Source organism: Ruegeria sp. YTSC192, assembly GCF_059609705.1.
In genome coordinates this window covers 18,240-34,065 of the sequence record NZ_JBXWMG010000009.1, presented here as the reverse complement: position 1 = coordinate 34,065, position 15,826 = coordinate 18,240, and the positions used below count along the sequence as shown (strand labels likewise).

The following is a 15,826-nucleotide window of genomic DNA, read 5'->3' as shown; positions in this document are numbered from 1 at the left end:
ATGGGCAACGGAGGAGCGTTCATGAACATGTCATTCGGCCTGCGCGAGGAAAACCGCGCCCTTTTGCAGCGTGTCGCAGATATGATCCGCGATGAGATCATGCCGCTGGAAGAGGAATATCAGGCCGAAATCGGCAAGGGCGACCGTTGGCAATACACCGACCGTCAGGCGGAAATTCTTGAGGGTTTGAAAGCCAAGGCCAAGGCCGCCGGGCTGTGGAACTTTTGGCTGACCGACAGCGAAAAGGGCTTTGGTCTGACAACGGTCGAATACGCCTATTTCGCCGAAGAGATGGGCAAGACGCCCCTTGGTGCCGAGGTATTCAATTGCTCGGCCCCCGATACCGGCAACATGGAGGTGTTCGAACGCTACGGCACCGAGGAAATGAAAGAGCAATGGCTGAAGCCTTTGCTCAACGGTCGGATCCGCTCAGCCTATCTCATGACCGAGCCGGACGTGGCCTCATCGGATGCCACAAATGTGTCAATGTCCTGTGTGCGGGATGGGGATGACTATGTTCTCAATGGTGAGAAATGGTGGTCTTCGGGCGCAGGTGATCCGCGCTGCAAGGTCTACATCGTGATGGTCAAAACGGGGGGCGAAGATCAGCCGAAACATCAGCGCCAGTCCATGATCGTGGTGCCAGCTGATGTACCGGGGATCGAGGTTCTGCGGCCCATGGAGGTCTATGGTCACGACGATGCACCCCACGGCCATATGCACATCCGATTCACCAACGTGCGGGTTCCGGTTGAAAACATCCTGTTGGGCGAAGGGCGTGGGTTCGAAATCGCGCAAGGTCGGTTGGGACCGGGCCGCATTCACCACTGCATGCGCGCCATCGGTCAAGCCGAAAGCGCGCTGGAGCAGATGTGCAAACGGTCGCTGCAGCGTGAGGCGTTCGGCAAGAAGCTGGCGCAGCTTGGGGCCAACTACGACATCATCGCCGAATGCCGGATGGAGATCGAAATGGCCCGTCTGCTATGCCTGAAAGCGGCGTGGTTCATGGATCAGGGTGATGCGCGTGCGGCAGCACCATGGATCAGCCAGATCAAGGTGATCGCGCCCAAAGTCGCGCTGAAAGTCATTGACGAGGCCGTGCAGATGTTCGGGGCGCAAGGGATCAGTCAGGATACGCCGCTGGCCAATGCCTGGACCCATGTCCGCACATTGCGCCTGGCCGATGGGCCGGACGCGGTGCATCGCCGTCAGGTCGCGCGTGCGGAGCTTAGGAAATACACTCAGGAAAAGGTCTGACGCCCCGGATGGCTACTTATGATTTCGAAGATCTCTCTTATTTTCATCAGCGAGAGGATGGGGCTTTTGTCGGCAATGACCCGGCGCGCGGTCCCTGGTCGGCGGAGCATTGTCACGCAGGGCCGGTGAGCGGCCTGATTGTGCGCGCGGCTGAAACTGAGATCGGGCCTGAGAAGATGCTGACTCGCTTGACGGTCGATCTGCTGCGCCCCTTGCCCCTTGCCGGGCTGCGCGTCGCGGCTGAGACCACGCGCCATACCAGAACGCTCGCGACCACACGGGTGACGGTGCATGATCTGGACGACACCTTATGTGCAACGGCAACCACGATGCATGTGGTGCGTCGGGATTTGGGCGACGTGCCCAATGTCGAAACGCTGCCATTGCGGTTCGAAGATGCGGTCGAAGGCCCTTTCCCGATCGGAGAGCTGCGTCATGATCTGCCCGGTTTCGCGCACTATAGCGACATCAGATACGGGGCGGGCGACAGGCAGGGCGTAGGGCCGAAAACCGTGTGGATGCGGACCCCGAACCTTTTGGAGGGCGAGGTTCAATCGCCGATCCAATCGCTCTGTGCCTTGGGGGATTGCGGCAATGGGATCTCATGGAATGCCCCAACGGCTGAGATGGGGTTCATGAACACTGATCTGACCATCAACATCCACCGGGAACCCACCTCGGATTGGATGGCCTCTCAATCAGTTTCGCATTGGCAGTCCTCGGGGATCGGGATGTCTCAGTCGGTGCTGCATGACAGGCAGGGGCCGGTCGGGACGGCCTTGCAGACGCTGGTTCTGTTCCCGCCCAAGTGACCAGTCGGCCAGTTTCTGCATCGTGACCGGAAATCGCATTGCCGATAGGTACCTCGGCGCTTATCTTGCCCTTATGCGTTGGTTGTTCCCATTCCTGACTTGCTGCCTGCCGATCCCGGCTTTGGCCCACCCGCATGTCTTCATCGACACCGGGTTGGAGTTCATCGTGGACGAAGCCGGGCAGCTGACCCACGTCCGCGTGACCTGGGCCTATGATGAGCTGTTCTCGCTGCTTCAGTTGGAGGACATGAGATTGGATCAGGATGGCGACGGCGCGCTGACCGAAAGCGAGCAGCAGTTCCTGACCGGTTTTGATGCGCAATGGATCGAAGGCTACAACGGCGATCTGGTGGTGACCGCTGGTGGTGCCCCGGTTGCCCTGTCTGGCCCGTTGGAGCCGCATGCCTCGACCGAAGACGGACGCATCGTCACCACCCATCTGCGCGCTGTCGAAGGCGGTTCGGTCCCGGCCGAAGCGATCTCGGCAAAGGCCTTCGACGAAAGCTATTACACCGCCTATGACGTCACCCGCCCTGTCACCGTGTCTGGCCCGGCGACCTGTCTGCTTGAACGGGTTGATCCGGATATCGATGGCCAATTGGCGCAGATGCAGGCCTTTCTGCTGACCCTCGATGCAGAATACGATCTTGAGGAAAACGATATCCCGCTTGTCGGCGAAAGCTTTGCGACCGAGATTTTGATTTCATGTCCAAATACCTGATTGTTCCCGTTGCCATCGCCTGTGGCCTGCTTTTGTGGTTCTGGGGCAGCGGCGGGTTTGACAGCCTTGCGGCCTGGGCGGCTGGCGAACAGCGAGAATTTCAGAATCAGATCGCGCGTGCCCTTCGGGCGGCCCGCGCCGAACAACCTCAGGCGGTGGCAACGCTCCTGACCGTTTGTTTCGCCTATGGGTTCTTTCATGCCATCGGTCCGGGGCACGGCAAGGTCCTGATCGGAGGCTACGGTCTGGGCCGCCAAGTCGCGTTCTGGCGCTTGTCGGCGATCAGTGTGCTGTCAAGCCTCGGGCAGGCCGTAACGGCGGTAGTTTTGGTCTACGCCGGGGTTCTGATATTCCAGCTGTCTCGTGAAACGCTTGTGGGCACGACCGAGCAGGTGATGGCTCCGATCAGTTATGCGGCCATCGCGGCCATTGGATTGTGGCTGGTTTTTCGCGGGATGCGCAGTTTCGCGCGACGTTCTCGCAGTGATGCCGCGCAGGGGCATTCTCACGCGCATAAGCATCACCACGACCACCACCATGAGGAACACGACCATCATCATCACCATGATGAGGTCTGTTCGGATTGCGGCCATCGCCACGGTCCAAGCGCGGAAGAGGTCGCCAATGTCGGGTCACTGCGTGAGGCGCTTGTGCTGATCGCGGGTATCGCCGCGCGTCCCTGTACCGGGGCATTGTTCGTGCTGATCCTGACCTGGCAGATGGGCATTGCCATGGTTGGTATCGCCGGAGCTTTCGCGATGGCGCTGGGCACCGCGACGGTCACAACGCTGGTCGGCTGGACGTCCTTTGGCCTGCGGGGTGGTTTGCTTGCCTCGGCCTCGGCCACCCGATTTGCGTCGATACTGGCCCCGACCATCGAATTGGTGGCAGGGCTAGTGATCGTTGTGATCGCCAGCGGTCTGTTGTTGCGCGCGATTTAAAGCGATCTAGAAAACCGGATCAGGGTAACCAACCCGCGCCAGATACAGCCCTTGTGGCGGGCAAACCGGCCCGCAGGCGGCGCGATCTTCGGCCTCTAGCGCGTCGCGCACATCCTCGGGCGACCAAGTCCCCGCGCCAACACGTTCCAGCGTTCCCACAAAGCTGCGCACCTGATTGTGCAGGAATGACCGCGCCCGCACGTGAAAATGCACCTCGGGGCCGGAAAAGCCCTGTACCTGCTCCACTCGCAACTCATCCAGAGTTTTCACCGGACTGGCCGCCTGACAGATCGAGGATCGGAAGGTGGTGAAATCATGCCGCCCGATCAGCATATCCGCACCCGCCTGCATGGCACCAACATCCAGCTGATGGTTGATCTGCCAGACCTGACCCTTGACATGGGTTGCTGGCGCGCGGCGCATCAGGATGCGGAACAGATACTGGCGCTCAACCGCCGTAAAGCGCGCGTGCCAGTCATCGTCGACCCGCGCTGCCTGAACAATCGCCACCGGCTGCGGCTTGAGGTGATAGTTCAACGCCTCGGACAGGCGGAAGGGGTCCCAGTCCTTGACCAGATCGCAATGTGCCACTTGCCCCAGCGCATGCACACCCGCATCGGTGCGCCCGGCGGCGGCAATGGTGTGATCGCCCGGCTGGATGCGGGATAGGGCCCTTTCAATGGCCCCTTGAACCGAGGGCAGCTCTTTCTGGCGTTGCCATCCGGCAAACGGCTCCCCTTGGTATTCGACTTTCAAAGCATATCTGGGCATGGGCCGCTGGTAGCGCGCGGCGCGCGAACGGGCAAGGGGGCGAAAGCGCTGGCATGTCCGGCAGCGGCTACCTATCTTGGGCGAAACGATTATTGCGGGGCGACAATTTGGTCATCTCATCCCTGGCAGACAGTCTTGTGCGCGGCGTCGAAACCATCGGCGACAGCGTGTCCGAGACGTTTTTCGAGCCTGTCATCCGTCTGGGCGTCACCGGTCTGGCGCGCTCCGGCAAGACGGTTTTCATCACGTCGCTGGTGGCAAATCTGCTGGACCGGGGCCGCATGAGCGGCCTGGTTGCGCAGCAAGAGGGGCGCATCAACGCGGCCTACCTGCAACCGCAGCCCGACGACACGGTGCCACGGTTCGACTACGAATCCCACCTATCCGACCTGACTGGCCCGCAGCCGCACTGGCCTGAAAGCACCCGAGCGGTGTCCGAACTTCGCCTGTCCTTCAAGGCCCGACCCGCCGGTTTGCTGGCAGGGCTTCAGGGACCGCGCACCGTACATCTGGACATCGTGGATTATCCCGGCGAGTGGCTTCTGGACCTTGCGTTGCTGGACAAATCCTACGCCGACTGGTCGCAAGAGACGCTGTCGCGCATCGAAAACCGTCCTGAGGCGGCCGAGTTTCTGGCGCAGGCCCGAGGCACCGACCTGACGGCGACGCATGATGAGCCTACCGCGCAGGCTCTGGCCGCTGCGTTCACGACCTATCTGAACACGGCGCGGGACGCTGGTTTCTACGACTGTACGCCGGGTCGATTTCTGTTGCCGGGCGATCTGGCAGGCTCTCCGGTTCTGACCTTTGCGCCTTTGCCAGTCTCCGACCCCTCGCGCCGTCGTACCCTGCAGCGCGAGATGGAGAGGCGCTACGAGGCTTATAAATCCCAAGTGGTAAAGCCGTTTTTCCGCGATCATTTCTCTCGCATAGACCGTCAGGTTGTGCTGGTCGATGCGTTGGGCGCAATCCACAAAGGTCCGCAAGCGGTCGAGGATATGCGTCGCGCTATGGGCGATATCCTCTCGGCGTTCCGGCCGGGCCGTAACGCGTGGCTCAGCCAGTTGTTGCTGGGCAAACGGGTCGAGCGCATTCTGTTTGCGGCCACCAAGGCCGACCACCTGCACCACACACAACACCCCCGACTGACCGCGATCATGGAGGCACTGACCCGTGAGGCGCGGGACCGGGCGAGCTTTGCTGGTGCTGAAACGGCGGCCCTGTCGCTGGCTTCACTGCGCGCCACCACCGAAGAGATGCGCAGCCACAAAGGAACGGAATTGCCCTGCGTTCGGGGCACCTTGCTGGACAGCGGCAAACAAGCCGCGTTCTACCCCGGAGAGCTGCCGGATGATCCATCTCATCTGCTCGGCCCGGCCCGGAACGGGGCCGAGGCTTGGCTTGGCGATGACTATGGTTTCATGGCCTTCGCCCCCGCCCTGTTGACGCTGCGCCCCGGCGATGGCCCGCCGCATATCCGGCTGGACCGAGCCGCGCAGTTCCTGATCGGAGACCGGCTGTGACTGTCACCCTCCGCCCCGCCCGCAGCACCGATGCCGGTACGACCGGGGGAATCTTGTATGGGTTTTCGCGCGAGAATGACTGGATGCCCGACCTCCACAGCGGCGCCGAAACCATCGCCTTTTGCGGCCGTATGATTGACCAGGGTTGGGTTACAGTTGCCGAGGTCTCGGACGTGGTAGTTGGATTTCTGGCCCTGAACGGATCGGATGTGCATTCGCTGTATTTGACGCCCGCTGCGCGCGGGCAGGGGATCGGCAAGCGGCTGCTGGATCACGCGAAGGCGCAGCACCGTTGCCTGACTTTGTTTGCCTTTCAGGCCAACACCGGCGCGTGCAGGTTCTATGAGCGCAATGGCTTTGCCGAGGTCGCCCGGAGCGACGGGGCGGACAACGATGAAAACCTGCCTGACATCAAATATGTCTGGCGTAGTAAAGGGGCAGAGAATGGCTAAAGGTCCGGTCCTGATCGACCTCGAAACAGATGAGCCCGCCGCCGACGTGGCCAAGGCCCCTCCGGTACCCGATCTGGTGCCGCCGCAAGGCCAGGCCATGCAAAGCGCGGCGCGATTTGCCGCCCGCAAACCTTCGGCCTTGGCGCGTTGGTTCTGGGGGTTGGCGCTGGCGGTGGTCGGGGCTGCGATTTCGGTCGCCGCCTGGGACTTCGCGACCTCGCTGATCGCGCGCGCGCCCATTCTGGGTTGGGTCGTCACCGGATTGATCGGAGCGTTGGTCCTTGTCGCACTGATCATCGCCGTCCGTGAACTGGCTGCAATTGGTCGCCTGTCCCGCGTCGACGGATTGCGCCGTGCAGCGGATGAGGCCTTGGCAGACGCGGATCTGGCCAAGGCGCGCGCGGTCACGACCCGCCTGATTGCATTCTACAAGGGCCAGGATGAGACCAAGTGGGGCCGTGATCGGCTGACCGAGCGTCTGTCAGAACAATTCGACGCCTCTGGCCTGTTAGCCTTGGCCGAGGATGAACTGTTGGCCCCCTTGGACGCCGCCGCCAGTCGCGAGGTTGAGGCGGCAGCCCGTCAGGTGGCCACGGTCACGGCCTTGGTGCCTTTGGCGCTTGCGGATGTGGTCACGGCCCTTGCGGCCTCGTTGCGGATGATCCGGCGGGTGGCCGAGATCTATGGCGGGCGGGCCGGATTTCTGGGCAGCTGGCGCCTGACGCGCGCCGTTTTCGTGCATCTGGTGGCGACCGGTGCGGTGGCTGTCGGCGACGACTTGTTGGAACCCGTTTTGGGCGGCTCGGTCCTCAGTAAACTGTCGCGCCGCTTTGGCGAAGGGTTGGTGAACGGTGCACTCAGCGCCCGCGTCGGAGTGGCCGCGATGGAGGTGTGCCGCCCTTTGCCCTTCTCAGATCGTCACAAACCGTCCGTCCGAACGATGATCAAAAGGGCGTTGCAGGGGCTGTTCAGTAAGACTTGATCTGACGCAAAGCGGGATGGCATGCCATTCGTCACAGTGAATGTGACAGAAAGCGAGCCATGACAGATCACGGTCACAGCCAGCAAGAAATCGAACAGAGAATTAGCGACCCGCCCGGGCGGGGCGTTTTGCGTGACATTGTCTATGGCGGCATCGACGGCTCAGTCACCACATTCGCGATCGTTGCCGGTGTTGCAGGCGCGGGCTTGTCCTCTTTCGTAATTGTCGCTCTGGGCTTGGCCAATGTGCTGGCCGACGGGTTTTCAATGGCAGTCGGCAACTATTCAGGCACCAAGGCCGAATTGGACAATATCAAACGCATTCGAGCAATCGAACAGCGTCACATCGCGCTCTACCCAGATGGCGAACGTGATGAGGTGCGCGAGATCCTTGCGCAGAAAGGTTTGTCCGGGCAGGTGCTAGAGGATGCGACAGAGACTATCACCGCGGACCGCGAAAACTGGATCAACCTGATGATCGAGGGCGAATACGGGCTTGGCAGCGTTGACCCGCATCCCGTGAAGGCTGCGATGGCCACGTTTCTGGCCTTTCTGGTGGCCGGGATGGTTCCTCTGCTGCCGTTTCTGCTGGCTCTGGACAACGCTTTCACACTCTCTGCCTGCATGACCATGGGGGTGTTTTTTGCCATCGGAGCGCTGAAAAGCCGGTGGTCGCTGACTCCGTGGTGGCGTTCGGGGCTGGAGACGTTTGCTATCGGCGGCGCGGCTGCTGCGATCGCCTATTTCGTGGGGTCGTTGTTTCATCCTTAACCCTTGGGTGCAGCGCCATTCGTCGCATGGGGCAGAGCCTCTGGACCATCGGGCATGGGCGGCTTATAAGCGCCACCATGTATGACCGTATGGCCATCATTATTCGAATTATATCCCCGGCGCTCTGACCCTCTGAGACGCCGGGCAAAGGTGTTTGAGATTTCGCACCGACCGCTTCGATCCATACGACGACCAGATCATCCACCAGATCACTTTGAGGACGCCCCCAATGTGCGCCGACACCACCCAGTCGCCTGACTACAAAGACACGCTGAACCTGCCCAAGACCGAATTCCCCATGCGCGCCGGATTGCCAAAGCGCGAACCCGCATGGCTGGAACGTTGGGAAAAGATCGGCGTCTATGACCGCCTGCGCGAGAAAGAGGGCCGGGCGCCCTTTACGTTGCACGATGGCCCCCCCTACGCGAATGGCCACCTGCATATCGGCCACGCGCTGAACAAGACCATCAAGGACATGATCGTGCGGTCGCATCAGATGATGGGTTTCGACGCGCGCTATGTGCCCGGTTGGGACTGTCACGGTCTGCCGATCGAATGGAAGATCGAGGAACAGTACCGCAAGAAGGGCAAGAACAAGGACGAGGTGAACATCGTCGACTTCCGTCAGGAATGCCGCAAGTTCGCTGAAGGCTGGATCGACATCCAGCGCGAAGAGTTCAAGCGTCTGGGCATCACCGGTAACTGGCCCGATCCCTACATCACGATGGACTACCATGCAGAGGCCGTGATCGCCGACGAGTTCATGAAGTTCCTGATGAACGGCACGCTCTATCAGGGTTCGAAGCCGGTTATGTGGTCGCCCATCGAGAAAACCGCTCTGGCCGAGGCCGAGGTTGAGTATCACGACAAGGAAAGCTTCACCATCTGGGTGAAATTCAAGGTCGTGAATGCCGGTGACTTGGATGACGCATTTGTTGTGATCTGGACGACGACCCCATGGACCATGCCGTCGAACAAGGCGGTCGTGTATGGCAAGGACATCTCATACGGTCTCTATGAAGTGACCGGCGCGCCCGAGGAATGCTGGGCCGCCGTGGGTGACAAGTTCCTGCTGGCCGACAATCTGGCCGCTGATGTGCTGGGCCGTGCGCGACTGAACGACGACCAGTGGACTCGCGTCCGTGATGTGACCAGCGATGAGCTGGCAGGCGTACAACTGACCCACCCGCTGGCCGGGGCTGAAGGTGGCAATGGCGAATGGGACGACATCCGCGATTTCCGCGCCGCTGAGTTCGTGACCGATACCGAGGGCACTGGCTTTGTCCACTGCGCGCCGTCGCACGGGATGGAGGAATTCGAACTCTATCGCGATCTGGGCATGCTGGAACAGGTCATCACTTACAATGTGATGGACGATGGCTCATTCCGCGCCGATCTGCCGTTCTTTGGTGGCAAATACATCCTGTCCCGCAAGGGCGGTGAAGGTGACGCGAACAAGGCGGTCATCGACAAGCTGGCCGAGGTTGGCGGGTTGCTGGCGCGCGGCAAGATCAAGCACAGCTATCCGCATTCGTGGCGCTCGAAAGCGCCGATCATCTATCGCAATACGCCGCAGTGGTTTGCATCCGTAGACCGAAAGCTGGACGATGGCATGGGCGAGATGGGGGATAGCATTCGTGAACGCGCCCTGCGGTCCATCGACGAGTTGGTGAAATGGACGCCGCAGACCGGACGTAACCGTCTGTATTCGATGATCGAAGCGCGCCCGGATTGGGTTCTGTCGCGCCAGCGCGCCTGGGGCGTGCCGCTGACCTGCTTCACCAAGAAGGGGGCGCTGCCCACCGACGCGGATTACCTGCTGCGCAATGCGGACCTGAACGCGCGTATCAAGGCTGCGTTCGAGAAGGACGGCGCGGATATCTGGTACACTGACGGGTTCAAGGAGAAGATCCTCGACGGCATCGTCAACCCCGACGACTATGATCAGGTCTTTGACGTGCTGGATGTGTGGTTCGACTCGGGCTCGACCCATGCCTTTGTTCTGCGCGACCGTGAGGACGGCACCGAGGACGGCATCGCCGATGTCTATATGGAAGGCACCGACCAGCACCGCGGATGGTTCCATTCGTCCATGCTGCAGGCTTGCGGTACAAAGGGACGCGCGCCGTATCGTAACGTGGTGACCCATGGATTCACGCTGGACGCCAAGGGCAACAAGATGTCCAAATCGTTGGGCAACACCATCGTGCCGGAAGAGGTTATCAAGCAATACGGTGCCGATATCCTGCGCCTGTGGGTGGCTCAGACCGATTACACCGCCGACCAACGGATCGGGCCGGAGATTCTGAAAGGCACCGCCGACAGCTATCGCCGCCTGCGCAACACGATGCGGTTCATGCTGGGGTCTTTGGCCGATTTCACCGAAGCGGATCGCGTCGCGCCTGAGGATATGCCGCGTCTGGAACGCTGGGTGCTGAGTCGTCTGGCGGAACTGGATGAACAGGTGCGCAAGGGCTATGCGTCTTTCGATTTCCAGGGCGTGTTCAGCGCGGTCTTCACCTTTGCCACGGTTGATCTGTCGTCCTTCTATTTCGACGTCCGCAAGGACGCGCTGTATTGCGACGGCGACAGCCTGCGTCGCCGGGCTGCGCGTACCGTGCTGGATATCCTGTTCCATCGCCTGACCACTTGGCTGGCACCGGTTCTGGTGTTCACCATGGAAGAGGTCTGGTTGGAGCGGTTCCCCGGTGACGACAGCTCGGTCCATCTGGTGGATTTCCCGGAAACACCGGCGGAATGGCGTCATACCGAGCTGGAAGAGGCCGTTGCCAAGGTCCGCCGCGTGCGCCGTGCGGTGACCGCCGCGCTGGAGGTGCAGCGTCAGGACAAAGTGATCGGGTCCAGCCTCGAAGCGGCTCCGATCGTGTATGTCGAAGATCAGGACACAGTTGCACTGTTGGCGACATTTGATGTGGACGATCTGTGCATCACTTCGGGTCTGACCGTTGCTGGCGATCCGGCCCCGGCTGAGGCGTTCCGCGTGCCCGAGATCGAAGGTATCGCGGTGGTATTCGAAAAGGCGGAAGGCTCTAAGTGCCAACGCTGCTGGAAAATCCTGCCTGACGTCGGGTTGCATGCGCATCCGGGTGTCTGCGGACGTTGCAACGACGCGTTGACGTAAAACGGCCCGGAGCGCGACCTGCAGACGCCTTTTGCGAGGCTCTGCCTCGCGCTCCGAGGTATTTTTGAACAGAAGAAGGGGCGGGCGCGGCGCGATATGGGTTGCGCTTTGCCCGAAAAGACTGTCAGCCTTCGGTCATGCCGATGATTGCAGTACAGACCCGCTTTGGATGTCTCGGGGTGGAAGAGCAGGGCGGGGCGATCACACGCCTTGTCTGGGACGGCGTGAGCGAGGGGCCCGAGACGCCTTTGTTGCGTGAAGCGGCGGCGCAGCTGATGGCCTATGATGACGGGAGTCTTGATCGGTTTGACCTGCCCTATCGTGTATCGGGGTCCGAGTTTCAGCGGCAGGTCTGTGATGTGATGTACGCGATTCCGCTTGGCGAAACCCGCACCTATGGAGATATCGCCAAGGAACTGGGCCAGCCGGCTCAGCCTGTCGGGCAGGCCTGTGGGGCGAACCCGATCCCTGTCATCATTCCCTGCCATCGTGTTCTGGCCGCTAGTGGGTTGGGCGGGTTCTCGGGGGATGGCGGGGTTGAGACCAAGGTGGCCCTTTTACTGCACGAAAAGGCGGCGGGTCTGTTGATCTGATCGATGAAAACCTGTTGCATTCCAACGTCTCGGGCCTCACCTTGTTTCAAAAGGAGAGTTGGAAGGATCCGATTGAATGACCGACCAAGCAGAACGCGCCGCAGAAAAGAAAGCCGTCATAGACCGTCTGATGTCTCTGGAGGCGCAGGAACTGGCCACGGCCCAGGCCCATTACGATGCCTTTTTGAAGGATGCCCAACTGGATGACCGGGAAGGGCATGACAAGGATGATATCGCCGCCTCGCGCGAGAATGCGGATCTTGCTGCGGCGTTCGACGCGCCGGTACACGCGCACCATGCCAAGATCGACGTGATCGAGAACACCAATTTCGGTATCACCGATACGGTTCAGCCTGGCGCGGTCATCAAGTTCAACAATCGCCGTTTTGTTGTCTGCGTCTCGACCACGCGGTTCGATGTGGACGGCAGGACCTATATGGGAATCTCAACCCAAAGCCCGATTTATCTGGCCATGGTTGGCCTGCAGGCTGGTGACGTTTTCACCCATAACGGCTCGGAGTTTGAGGTTCAGGACGTTTTATAGTCGGCGCTTTTGCGTTGCGGGACGATCTGCTGCGCAATGCCTGCAAAGACCAGATACAGGCTGGTCACAACCAGCCCCCAATGCGCCCAGCTTTCCGGGTGGAAATCTACCCAGGCGGCCCATCCGGCAAAGAAGGTCCAGGCCAGAGCCATGGGCAAGGTCACGCTGCGCCAACGCTCGGTGCGGACGGGGTGGACGAACTTCAGGGGCAGGAACATGGCGATGGCCAAAAGGGCCACCAGCACGAGGCTGACCCAAAAATTCGGCTCGAGCGCGAAGATCACGATGACGAACATGTTCCAGCATCCGGGGAAGCCCGAGAAAGAGTTGTCCTTGGTCTTCATCCGAGTGTCGGCAAAGTACATGGCGCTGGCAAAGGTGATGACGATGATCGCGAACCATCCGGTCCAGCCATCCATCAGGCCGGATTTGAACAGCGCGTAAGCGGGTATGAACACATAGGTCAGGTAGTCGATGATCAGGTCCAGCAGGACACCATCAAACTCGGGCGCGTTCTTTTTGACGTGATAGTGGCGGGCCAGGGGGCCGTCGATGCCGTCGACGATGAAGGACACCACAAGCCACAGATACATCAGGCTCCATTTTTCATCCACCGCCGCCAGCATGGCGAGCATTGCGAAAACGGCTCCGGTTGCGGTGAAAAGATGAACGGCAAGCGCTTTGAATCTAAGTGTCATGCCCGTGTCATGAAGGATGTGAGGGGCAGATGCAAAGTAAAAAGACAGTTTGGTTGTGATGCTTTGCTTTCGAGCGTCAGGCCTTGGGGTGGGCGCGGTTGTAGACCTCCATCAGGCGGGCGGTGTCGACGGCGGTGTAGGTCTGCGTCGTCGACAGTGAGGCGTGTCCCAGAAGCTCTTGAATGGCGCGCAAGTCCCCACCGGCCGAGAGCAGATGCGTGGCAAAGCTGTGCCGCATGGCATGGGGCGTCGCGGTTGCGGGCAGGCCCAACTGCATGCGGGCCTTCGACATGACCTCTTGTATCGCGCGGGGATTGAGCGCTCCACCCCGGACACCGCGAAACAGGGCAAGGCTGTCTGATTTCGGATGCGGGCAGAGTTGGAGATAGTGGTCCACCGCTTCGCGCGCGGCAGGAAGGACCGGGACGATCCTTTCTTTGTCGCCCTTGCCTGTTATGCGCAGGGTTGCCGGCAGGGGGGCATCTGCGCCGGTCAGCGACAGCGCCTCGGAGATGCGCAGCCCGCAGCCGTAGAGCAGCGTGACAACAGCAACGTCACGGGCTGAGACCCAGTCATTGCTGGATTGCAGCTCGACCGTTTCAATCATGGCGCGAGCTGCGTCCTCGGCCAGAGGACGGGGAAGTTTTTGAGTGAATTTCGGCGCGCGGGTTGACAGGACAGCCGTCGGCTCGAAGCCTTCGCGCTCGGCCAGCCAGCGGTAGAAACTTTTTACTGCTGACAGTTTTCGGGCCAGCGACCGTGCGCCCACGCCGCTTTGGCGTTGGTCTGCCATCCAGGCGCGCATGTCCGAAACGGTGATGCGTTCAAGTGCGGCGATGCCCTGCCGGTCTCCGTGGTGGAGGGTCATGAACGACAGGAAATCGGTGACATCCCCGCGATAGGCGGTTTGGGTGTTCCGGGACCGTCCCGCCAGCGCGCCCAGGCTCTCCAACCAGTGTTGGAGTGCGTCCCGGCAGGCTGGCGAGATCAAGCTCACGACAGCCAGTGGCGCATCGAGCGTTCGAACACGCCAGCAAAGAACGACAGCAGATCAGTGCCAAGTTGCGGCGTGAAGTGCCTTGGGTCCGACGCCCCCATCACAATGAGACCGGGCAGGCGACCGGGGCCGAGATCCAGCTTGAGGCAGGCCTCGGACCTGAGTTGCGCGGCGAGGGTGCCGAATACGCGTTGGTTGGGTGTTTGGATTTCGCGCAAGATGACATCGCGCGCGGGGCCGCCGCGATCATAGGTGAGGTATTGGTCGACAAAGCCGGGTTCAACAACAGTCAGCGTGCCGCCCAGCTTGTCGATTGCGGGATCGTCCATAAGAGCGGTGGTTTCCAGCACCAATGTGATGCGCTGGACCCGCAGGATTTCGGCTACGTCCTGGCCGAGGACGCGCAGGAAGTCTTCGAACTCGACCGGTTCCAGAAGACGCAGAATGGCCCGGTGGACCTGGTTGGTCCCGGCCAGGTTTTCATAGGCTGCGGCGATGACGGACCGGTGCGTGTCTTCCAGTCGGTCCAGTCTGGCCTCGAGTCGTTGCATGGCGATGCCGCGCAGGTCGATCACGTTGTCGCCGCGCGCCTGTTCGTCCGCGTCTACCAGTGCCTGCATCAGGTCTTTGTCATCCAGCAAAGCATCAGGCTTGGCCAGAATAAAGGCTCGGAGGTTGTCCTCGAGTTTTGGGTTGCTGCTCATGTCCCGTCCGGTCGTTTTTTGTTTTGGCGGCTTATAGCACGACGAACTGGAATTACCTTGGGAAAAATGCACGTCAGGGTGGATTTCGTTTTGCGCTGTGTCCAGAGCGCTCCCGCCTGTTTGCGCTGATCAGAGATCAGCCCGGCACAGTTGGGCCGGGCGCGGTGCCTGTCGGCACCGCGCGGTCGTGCAAAGGGTCAGAGGATTTTCTGACCTGTTTTTGCCCAGTCTGCCAGGAAGGTTTCCAGGCCTTTGTCCGTCAGCGGGTGGTCGGCCAGTTTCTTGATCACGGCCGGCGGCGCGGTGATCACGTCTGCACCGATGCGCGCGCTGTCAGTCACGTGGTTCACGGTGCGGATCGAAGCGGCGAGAATTTCAGTTTCGAACCCGTAGTTGTCATAGATCTGGCGGATATCTGCGATCAGGTCCATGCCGTCGAGGTTGATATCGTCCAGACGGCCGATGAAGGGTGAAATGAAGGTCGCGCCTGCTTTGGCGGCCAAAAGCGCCTGATTGGCTGAGAAGCACAGGGTCACGTTGACCATCTGACCTTCGTCGCTGAGGGTTTTACAGGTTTTCAGGCCGGCCCATGTCAGCGGTACTTTGACCGCAATGTTCGGCGCGATCTTGGCCAGCTTGCGGCCTTCGGCGATCATGTCATCGGCCTCGGTGGCGACAACTTCGGCGGACACGGGGCCGTCGACCAGATCACAGATCTCTTTAGTGACTTCCAGAATGTCGCGGCCTGATTTCAGGATCAGCGAAGGGTTGGTGGTGACGCCGTCCACCATGCCCAGGTCGTTCAATTCGGCAATGGCGTCGATCTCGGCGGTGTCTACGAAGAATTTCATGCGGGCAGTCCTTTGATGGGTTGGCCTTGGTCGCGGATGGCTTTACCTCAAAGAGACCCCTGCTGGAA

The 15,826-nt window shown here is 60.8% G+C and carries 16 protein-coding genes; 11 read left to right on the top strand and 5 right to left on the bottom strand.

What is annotated here, in order from left to right; genetic code table 11:
* Nucleotides 1-21 precede the first annotated feature (21 nt).
* The 4 genes from AC2FD8_RS13600 (at nucleotide 22) to AC2FD8_RS13585 (ending at nucleotide 3,731) form a co-directional block, all read left to right on the top strand.
* Complete coding sequence (locus AC2FD8_RS13600) at nucleotides 22-1,257, top strand: acyl-CoA dehydrogenase family protein (RefSeq protein WP_496857071.1); 1,236 nt, start codon at nucleotides 22-24, stop codon at nucleotides 1,255-1,257.
* 8 nt (nucleotides 1,258-1,265) lie between these two features.
* On the top strand, nucleotides 1,266-2,069 hold the full coding sequence (locus AC2FD8_RS13595) for a thioesterase family protein (protein ID WP_496857073.1): 804 nt from the start codon (nucleotides 1,266-1,268) through the stop codon (nucleotides 2,067-2,069).
* A gap of 73 nt (nucleotides 2,070-2,142) precedes the next feature.
* Nucleotides 2,143-2,790: a DUF1007 family protein gene (locus tag AC2FD8_RS13590; RefSeq protein ID WP_496857075.1), complete on the top strand. Its 648-nt coding sequence runs from the start codon at nucleotides 2,143-2,145 to the stop codon at nucleotides 2,788-2,790.
* Complete coding sequence (locus AC2FD8_RS13585) at nucleotides 2,775-3,731, top strand: nickel/cobalt transporter (protein WP_496857077.1); 957 nt, start codon at nucleotides 2,775-2,777, stop codon at nucleotides 3,729-3,731. Before AC2FD8_RS13590 ends, AC2FD8_RS13585 begins: the two co-directional genes overlap by 16 nt.
* Nucleotides 3,732-3,737: 6 nt before the next feature.
* On the opposite strand, the gene truA is transcribed toward AC2FD8_RS13585, so the two are convergent.
* On the bottom strand, nucleotides 3,738-4,502 hold the full coding sequence (gene truA, locus AC2FD8_RS13580) for a tRNA pseudouridine(38-40) synthase TruA (RefSeq protein ID WP_496857079.1): 765 nt from the start codon (nucleotides 4,500-4,502) through the stop codon (nucleotides 3,738-3,740).
* Between the two features lie 107 nt (nucleotides 4,503-4,609).
* On the opposite strand from truA, the gene AC2FD8_RS13575 reads away from it, so the two are divergent.
* The 7 genes from AC2FD8_RS13575 (at nucleotide 4,610) to AC2FD8_RS13545 (ending at nucleotide 12,508) form a co-directional block, all read left to right on the top strand.
* Entirely contained in the window at nucleotides 4,610-6,025 is a 1,416-nt protein-coding gene (locus AC2FD8_RS13575) for a YcjX family GTP-binding protein (RefSeq protein ID WP_496857081.1), read from the top strand.
* Complete coding sequence (locus AC2FD8_RS13570; protein WP_496857083.1) at nucleotides 6,022-6,477, top strand: GNAT family N-acetyltransferase; 456 nt, start codon at nucleotides 6,022-6,024, stop codon at nucleotides 6,475-6,477. Before AC2FD8_RS13575 ends, AC2FD8_RS13570 begins: the two co-directional genes overlap by 4 nt.
* Nucleotides 6,470-7,459 carry a YcjF family protein gene (locus AC2FD8_RS13565; protein WP_496857085.1) on the top strand — a complete coding sequence of 330 codons (990 nt, stop codon included), beginning with the start codon at nucleotides 6,470-6,472 and terminating at the stop codon, nucleotides 7,457-7,459. The genes AC2FD8_RS13570 and AC2FD8_RS13565 overlap by 8 nt, the downstream gene beginning before the upstream one ends.
* Nucleotides 7,460-7,518: 59 nt before the next feature.
* A complete protein-coding gene (locus AC2FD8_RS13560; RefSeq protein WP_496857087.1) occupies nucleotides 7,519-8,229 on the top strand; it encodes a VIT1/CCC1 transporter family protein in 711 nt (236 codons plus the stop codon).
* Between the two features lie 229 nt (nucleotides 8,230-8,458).
* Nucleotides 8,459-11,371 (top strand): isoleucine--tRNA ligase, encoded by a 2,913-nt coding sequence (ileS, locus tag AC2FD8_RS13555; RefSeq protein ID WP_496857089.1) that lies wholly within the window; start codon nucleotides 8,459-8,461, stop codon nucleotides 11,369-11,371.
* A gap of 137 nt (nucleotides 11,372-11,508) precedes the next feature.
* Nucleotides 11,509-11,964: a methylated-DNA--[protein]-cysteine S-methyltransferase gene (locus tag AC2FD8_RS13550; protein ID WP_496857091.1), complete on the top strand. Its 456-nt coding sequence runs from the start codon at nucleotides 11,509-11,511 to the stop codon at nucleotides 11,962-11,964.
* A gap of 76 nt (nucleotides 11,965-12,040) precedes the next feature.
* Nucleotides 12,041-12,508 (top strand): hypothetical protein, encoded by a 468-nt coding sequence (locus tag AC2FD8_RS13545; RefSeq protein ID WP_496857093.1) that lies wholly within the window; start codon nucleotides 12,041-12,043, stop codon nucleotides 12,506-12,508.
* Here AC2FD8_RS13545 and AC2FD8_RS13540 read toward each other — a convergent pair.
* From AC2FD8_RS13540 to fsa, 4 genes are all read right to left on the bottom strand, one after another.
* Nucleotides 12,493-13,206, bottom strand: coding sequence for a CDP-alcohol phosphatidyltransferase family protein (locus AC2FD8_RS13540; protein ID WP_496857095.1), 714 nt, complete (start codon nucleotides 13,204-13,206; stop codon nucleotides 12,493-12,495). The genes AC2FD8_RS13545 and AC2FD8_RS13540 overlap by 16 nt on opposite strands.
* Before the next feature lie 76 nt (nucleotides 13,207-13,282).
* Nucleotides 13,283-14,203 carry a tyrosine recombinase XerC gene (locus AC2FD8_RS13535; protein ID WP_496857097.1) on the bottom strand — a complete coding sequence of 307 codons (921 nt, stop codon included), beginning with the start codon at nucleotides 14,201-14,203 and terminating at the stop codon, nucleotides 13,283-13,285.
* Nucleotides 14,200-14,907 carry a DUF484 family protein gene (locus AC2FD8_RS13530; protein ID WP_496857099.1) on the bottom strand — a complete coding sequence of 236 codons (708 nt, stop codon included), beginning with the start codon at nucleotides 14,905-14,907 and terminating at the stop codon, nucleotides 14,200-14,202. Before AC2FD8_RS13530 ends, AC2FD8_RS13535 begins: the two co-directional genes overlap by 4 nt.
* 197 nt (nucleotides 14,908-15,104) lie before the next feature.
* Nucleotides 15,105-15,758 carry a fructose-6-phosphate aldolase gene (gene fsa, locus AC2FD8_RS13525; protein ID WP_475208555.1) on the bottom strand — a complete coding sequence of 218 codons (654 nt, stop codon included), beginning with the start codon at nucleotides 15,756-15,758 and terminating at the stop codon, nucleotides 15,105-15,107.
* Between the last annotated feature and the right edge of the window lie 68 nt (nucleotides 15,759-15,826).

What these genes read in the sequence shown, in the direction of transcription:
- AC2FD8_RS13600 (WP_496857071.1), top strand. Translation starts at nt 22, where the DNA reads ATGAACATGTCATTCGGCCTGCGCGAGGAAAACCGCGCCCTTTTGCAG.
- AC2FD8_RS13595 (WP_496857073.1), top strand. Translation starts at nt 1,266, where the DNA reads ATGGCTACTTATGATTTCGAAGATCTCTCTTATTTTCATCAGCGAGAG.
- AC2FD8_RS13590 (WP_496857075.1), top strand. Translation starts at nt 2,143, where the DNA reads ATGCGTTGGTTGTTCCCATTCCTGACTTGCTGCCTGCCGATCCCGGCT.
- AC2FD8_RS13585 (WP_496857077.1), top strand. Translation starts at nt 2,775, where the DNA reads ATGTCCAAATACCTGATTGTTCCCGTTGCCATCGCCTGTGGCCTGCTT.
- truA (WP_496857079.1), bottom strand. Translation starts at nt 4,502, where the DNA reads ATGCCCAGATATGCTTTGAAAGTCGAATACCAAGGGGAGCCGTTTGCC.
- AC2FD8_RS13565 (WP_496857085.1), top strand. Translation starts at nt 6,470, where the DNA reads ATGGCTAAAGGTCCGGTCCTGATCGACCTCGAAACAGATGAGCCCGCC.
- AC2FD8_RS13560 (WP_496857087.1), top strand. Translation starts at nt 7,519, where the DNA reads ATGACAGATCACGGTCACAGCCAGCAAGAAATCGAACAGAGAATTAGC.
- ileS (WP_496857089.1), top strand. Translation starts at nt 8,459, where the DNA reads ATGTGCGCCGACACCACCCAGTCGCCTGACTACAAAGACACGCTGAAC.
- AC2FD8_RS13550 (WP_496857091.1), top strand. Translation starts at nt 11,509, where the DNA reads ATGCCGATGATTGCAGTACAGACCCGCTTTGGATGTCTCGGGGTGGAA.
- AC2FD8_RS13545 (WP_496857093.1), top strand. Translation starts at nt 12,041, where the DNA reads ATGACCGACCAAGCAGAACGCGCCGCAGAAAAGAAAGCCGTCATAGAC.
- AC2FD8_RS13540 (WP_496857095.1), bottom strand. Translation starts at nt 13,206, where the DNA reads ATGACACTTAGATTCAAAGCGCTTGCCGTTCATCTTTTCACCGCAACC.
- AC2FD8_RS13530 (WP_496857099.1), bottom strand. Translation starts at nt 14,907, where the DNA reads ATGAGCAGCAACCCAAAACTCGAGGACAACCTCCGAGCCTTTATTCTG.
- fsa (WP_475208555.1), bottom strand. Translation starts at nt 15,758, where the DNA reads ATGAAATTCTTCGTAGACACCGCCGAGATCGACGCCATTGCCGAATTG.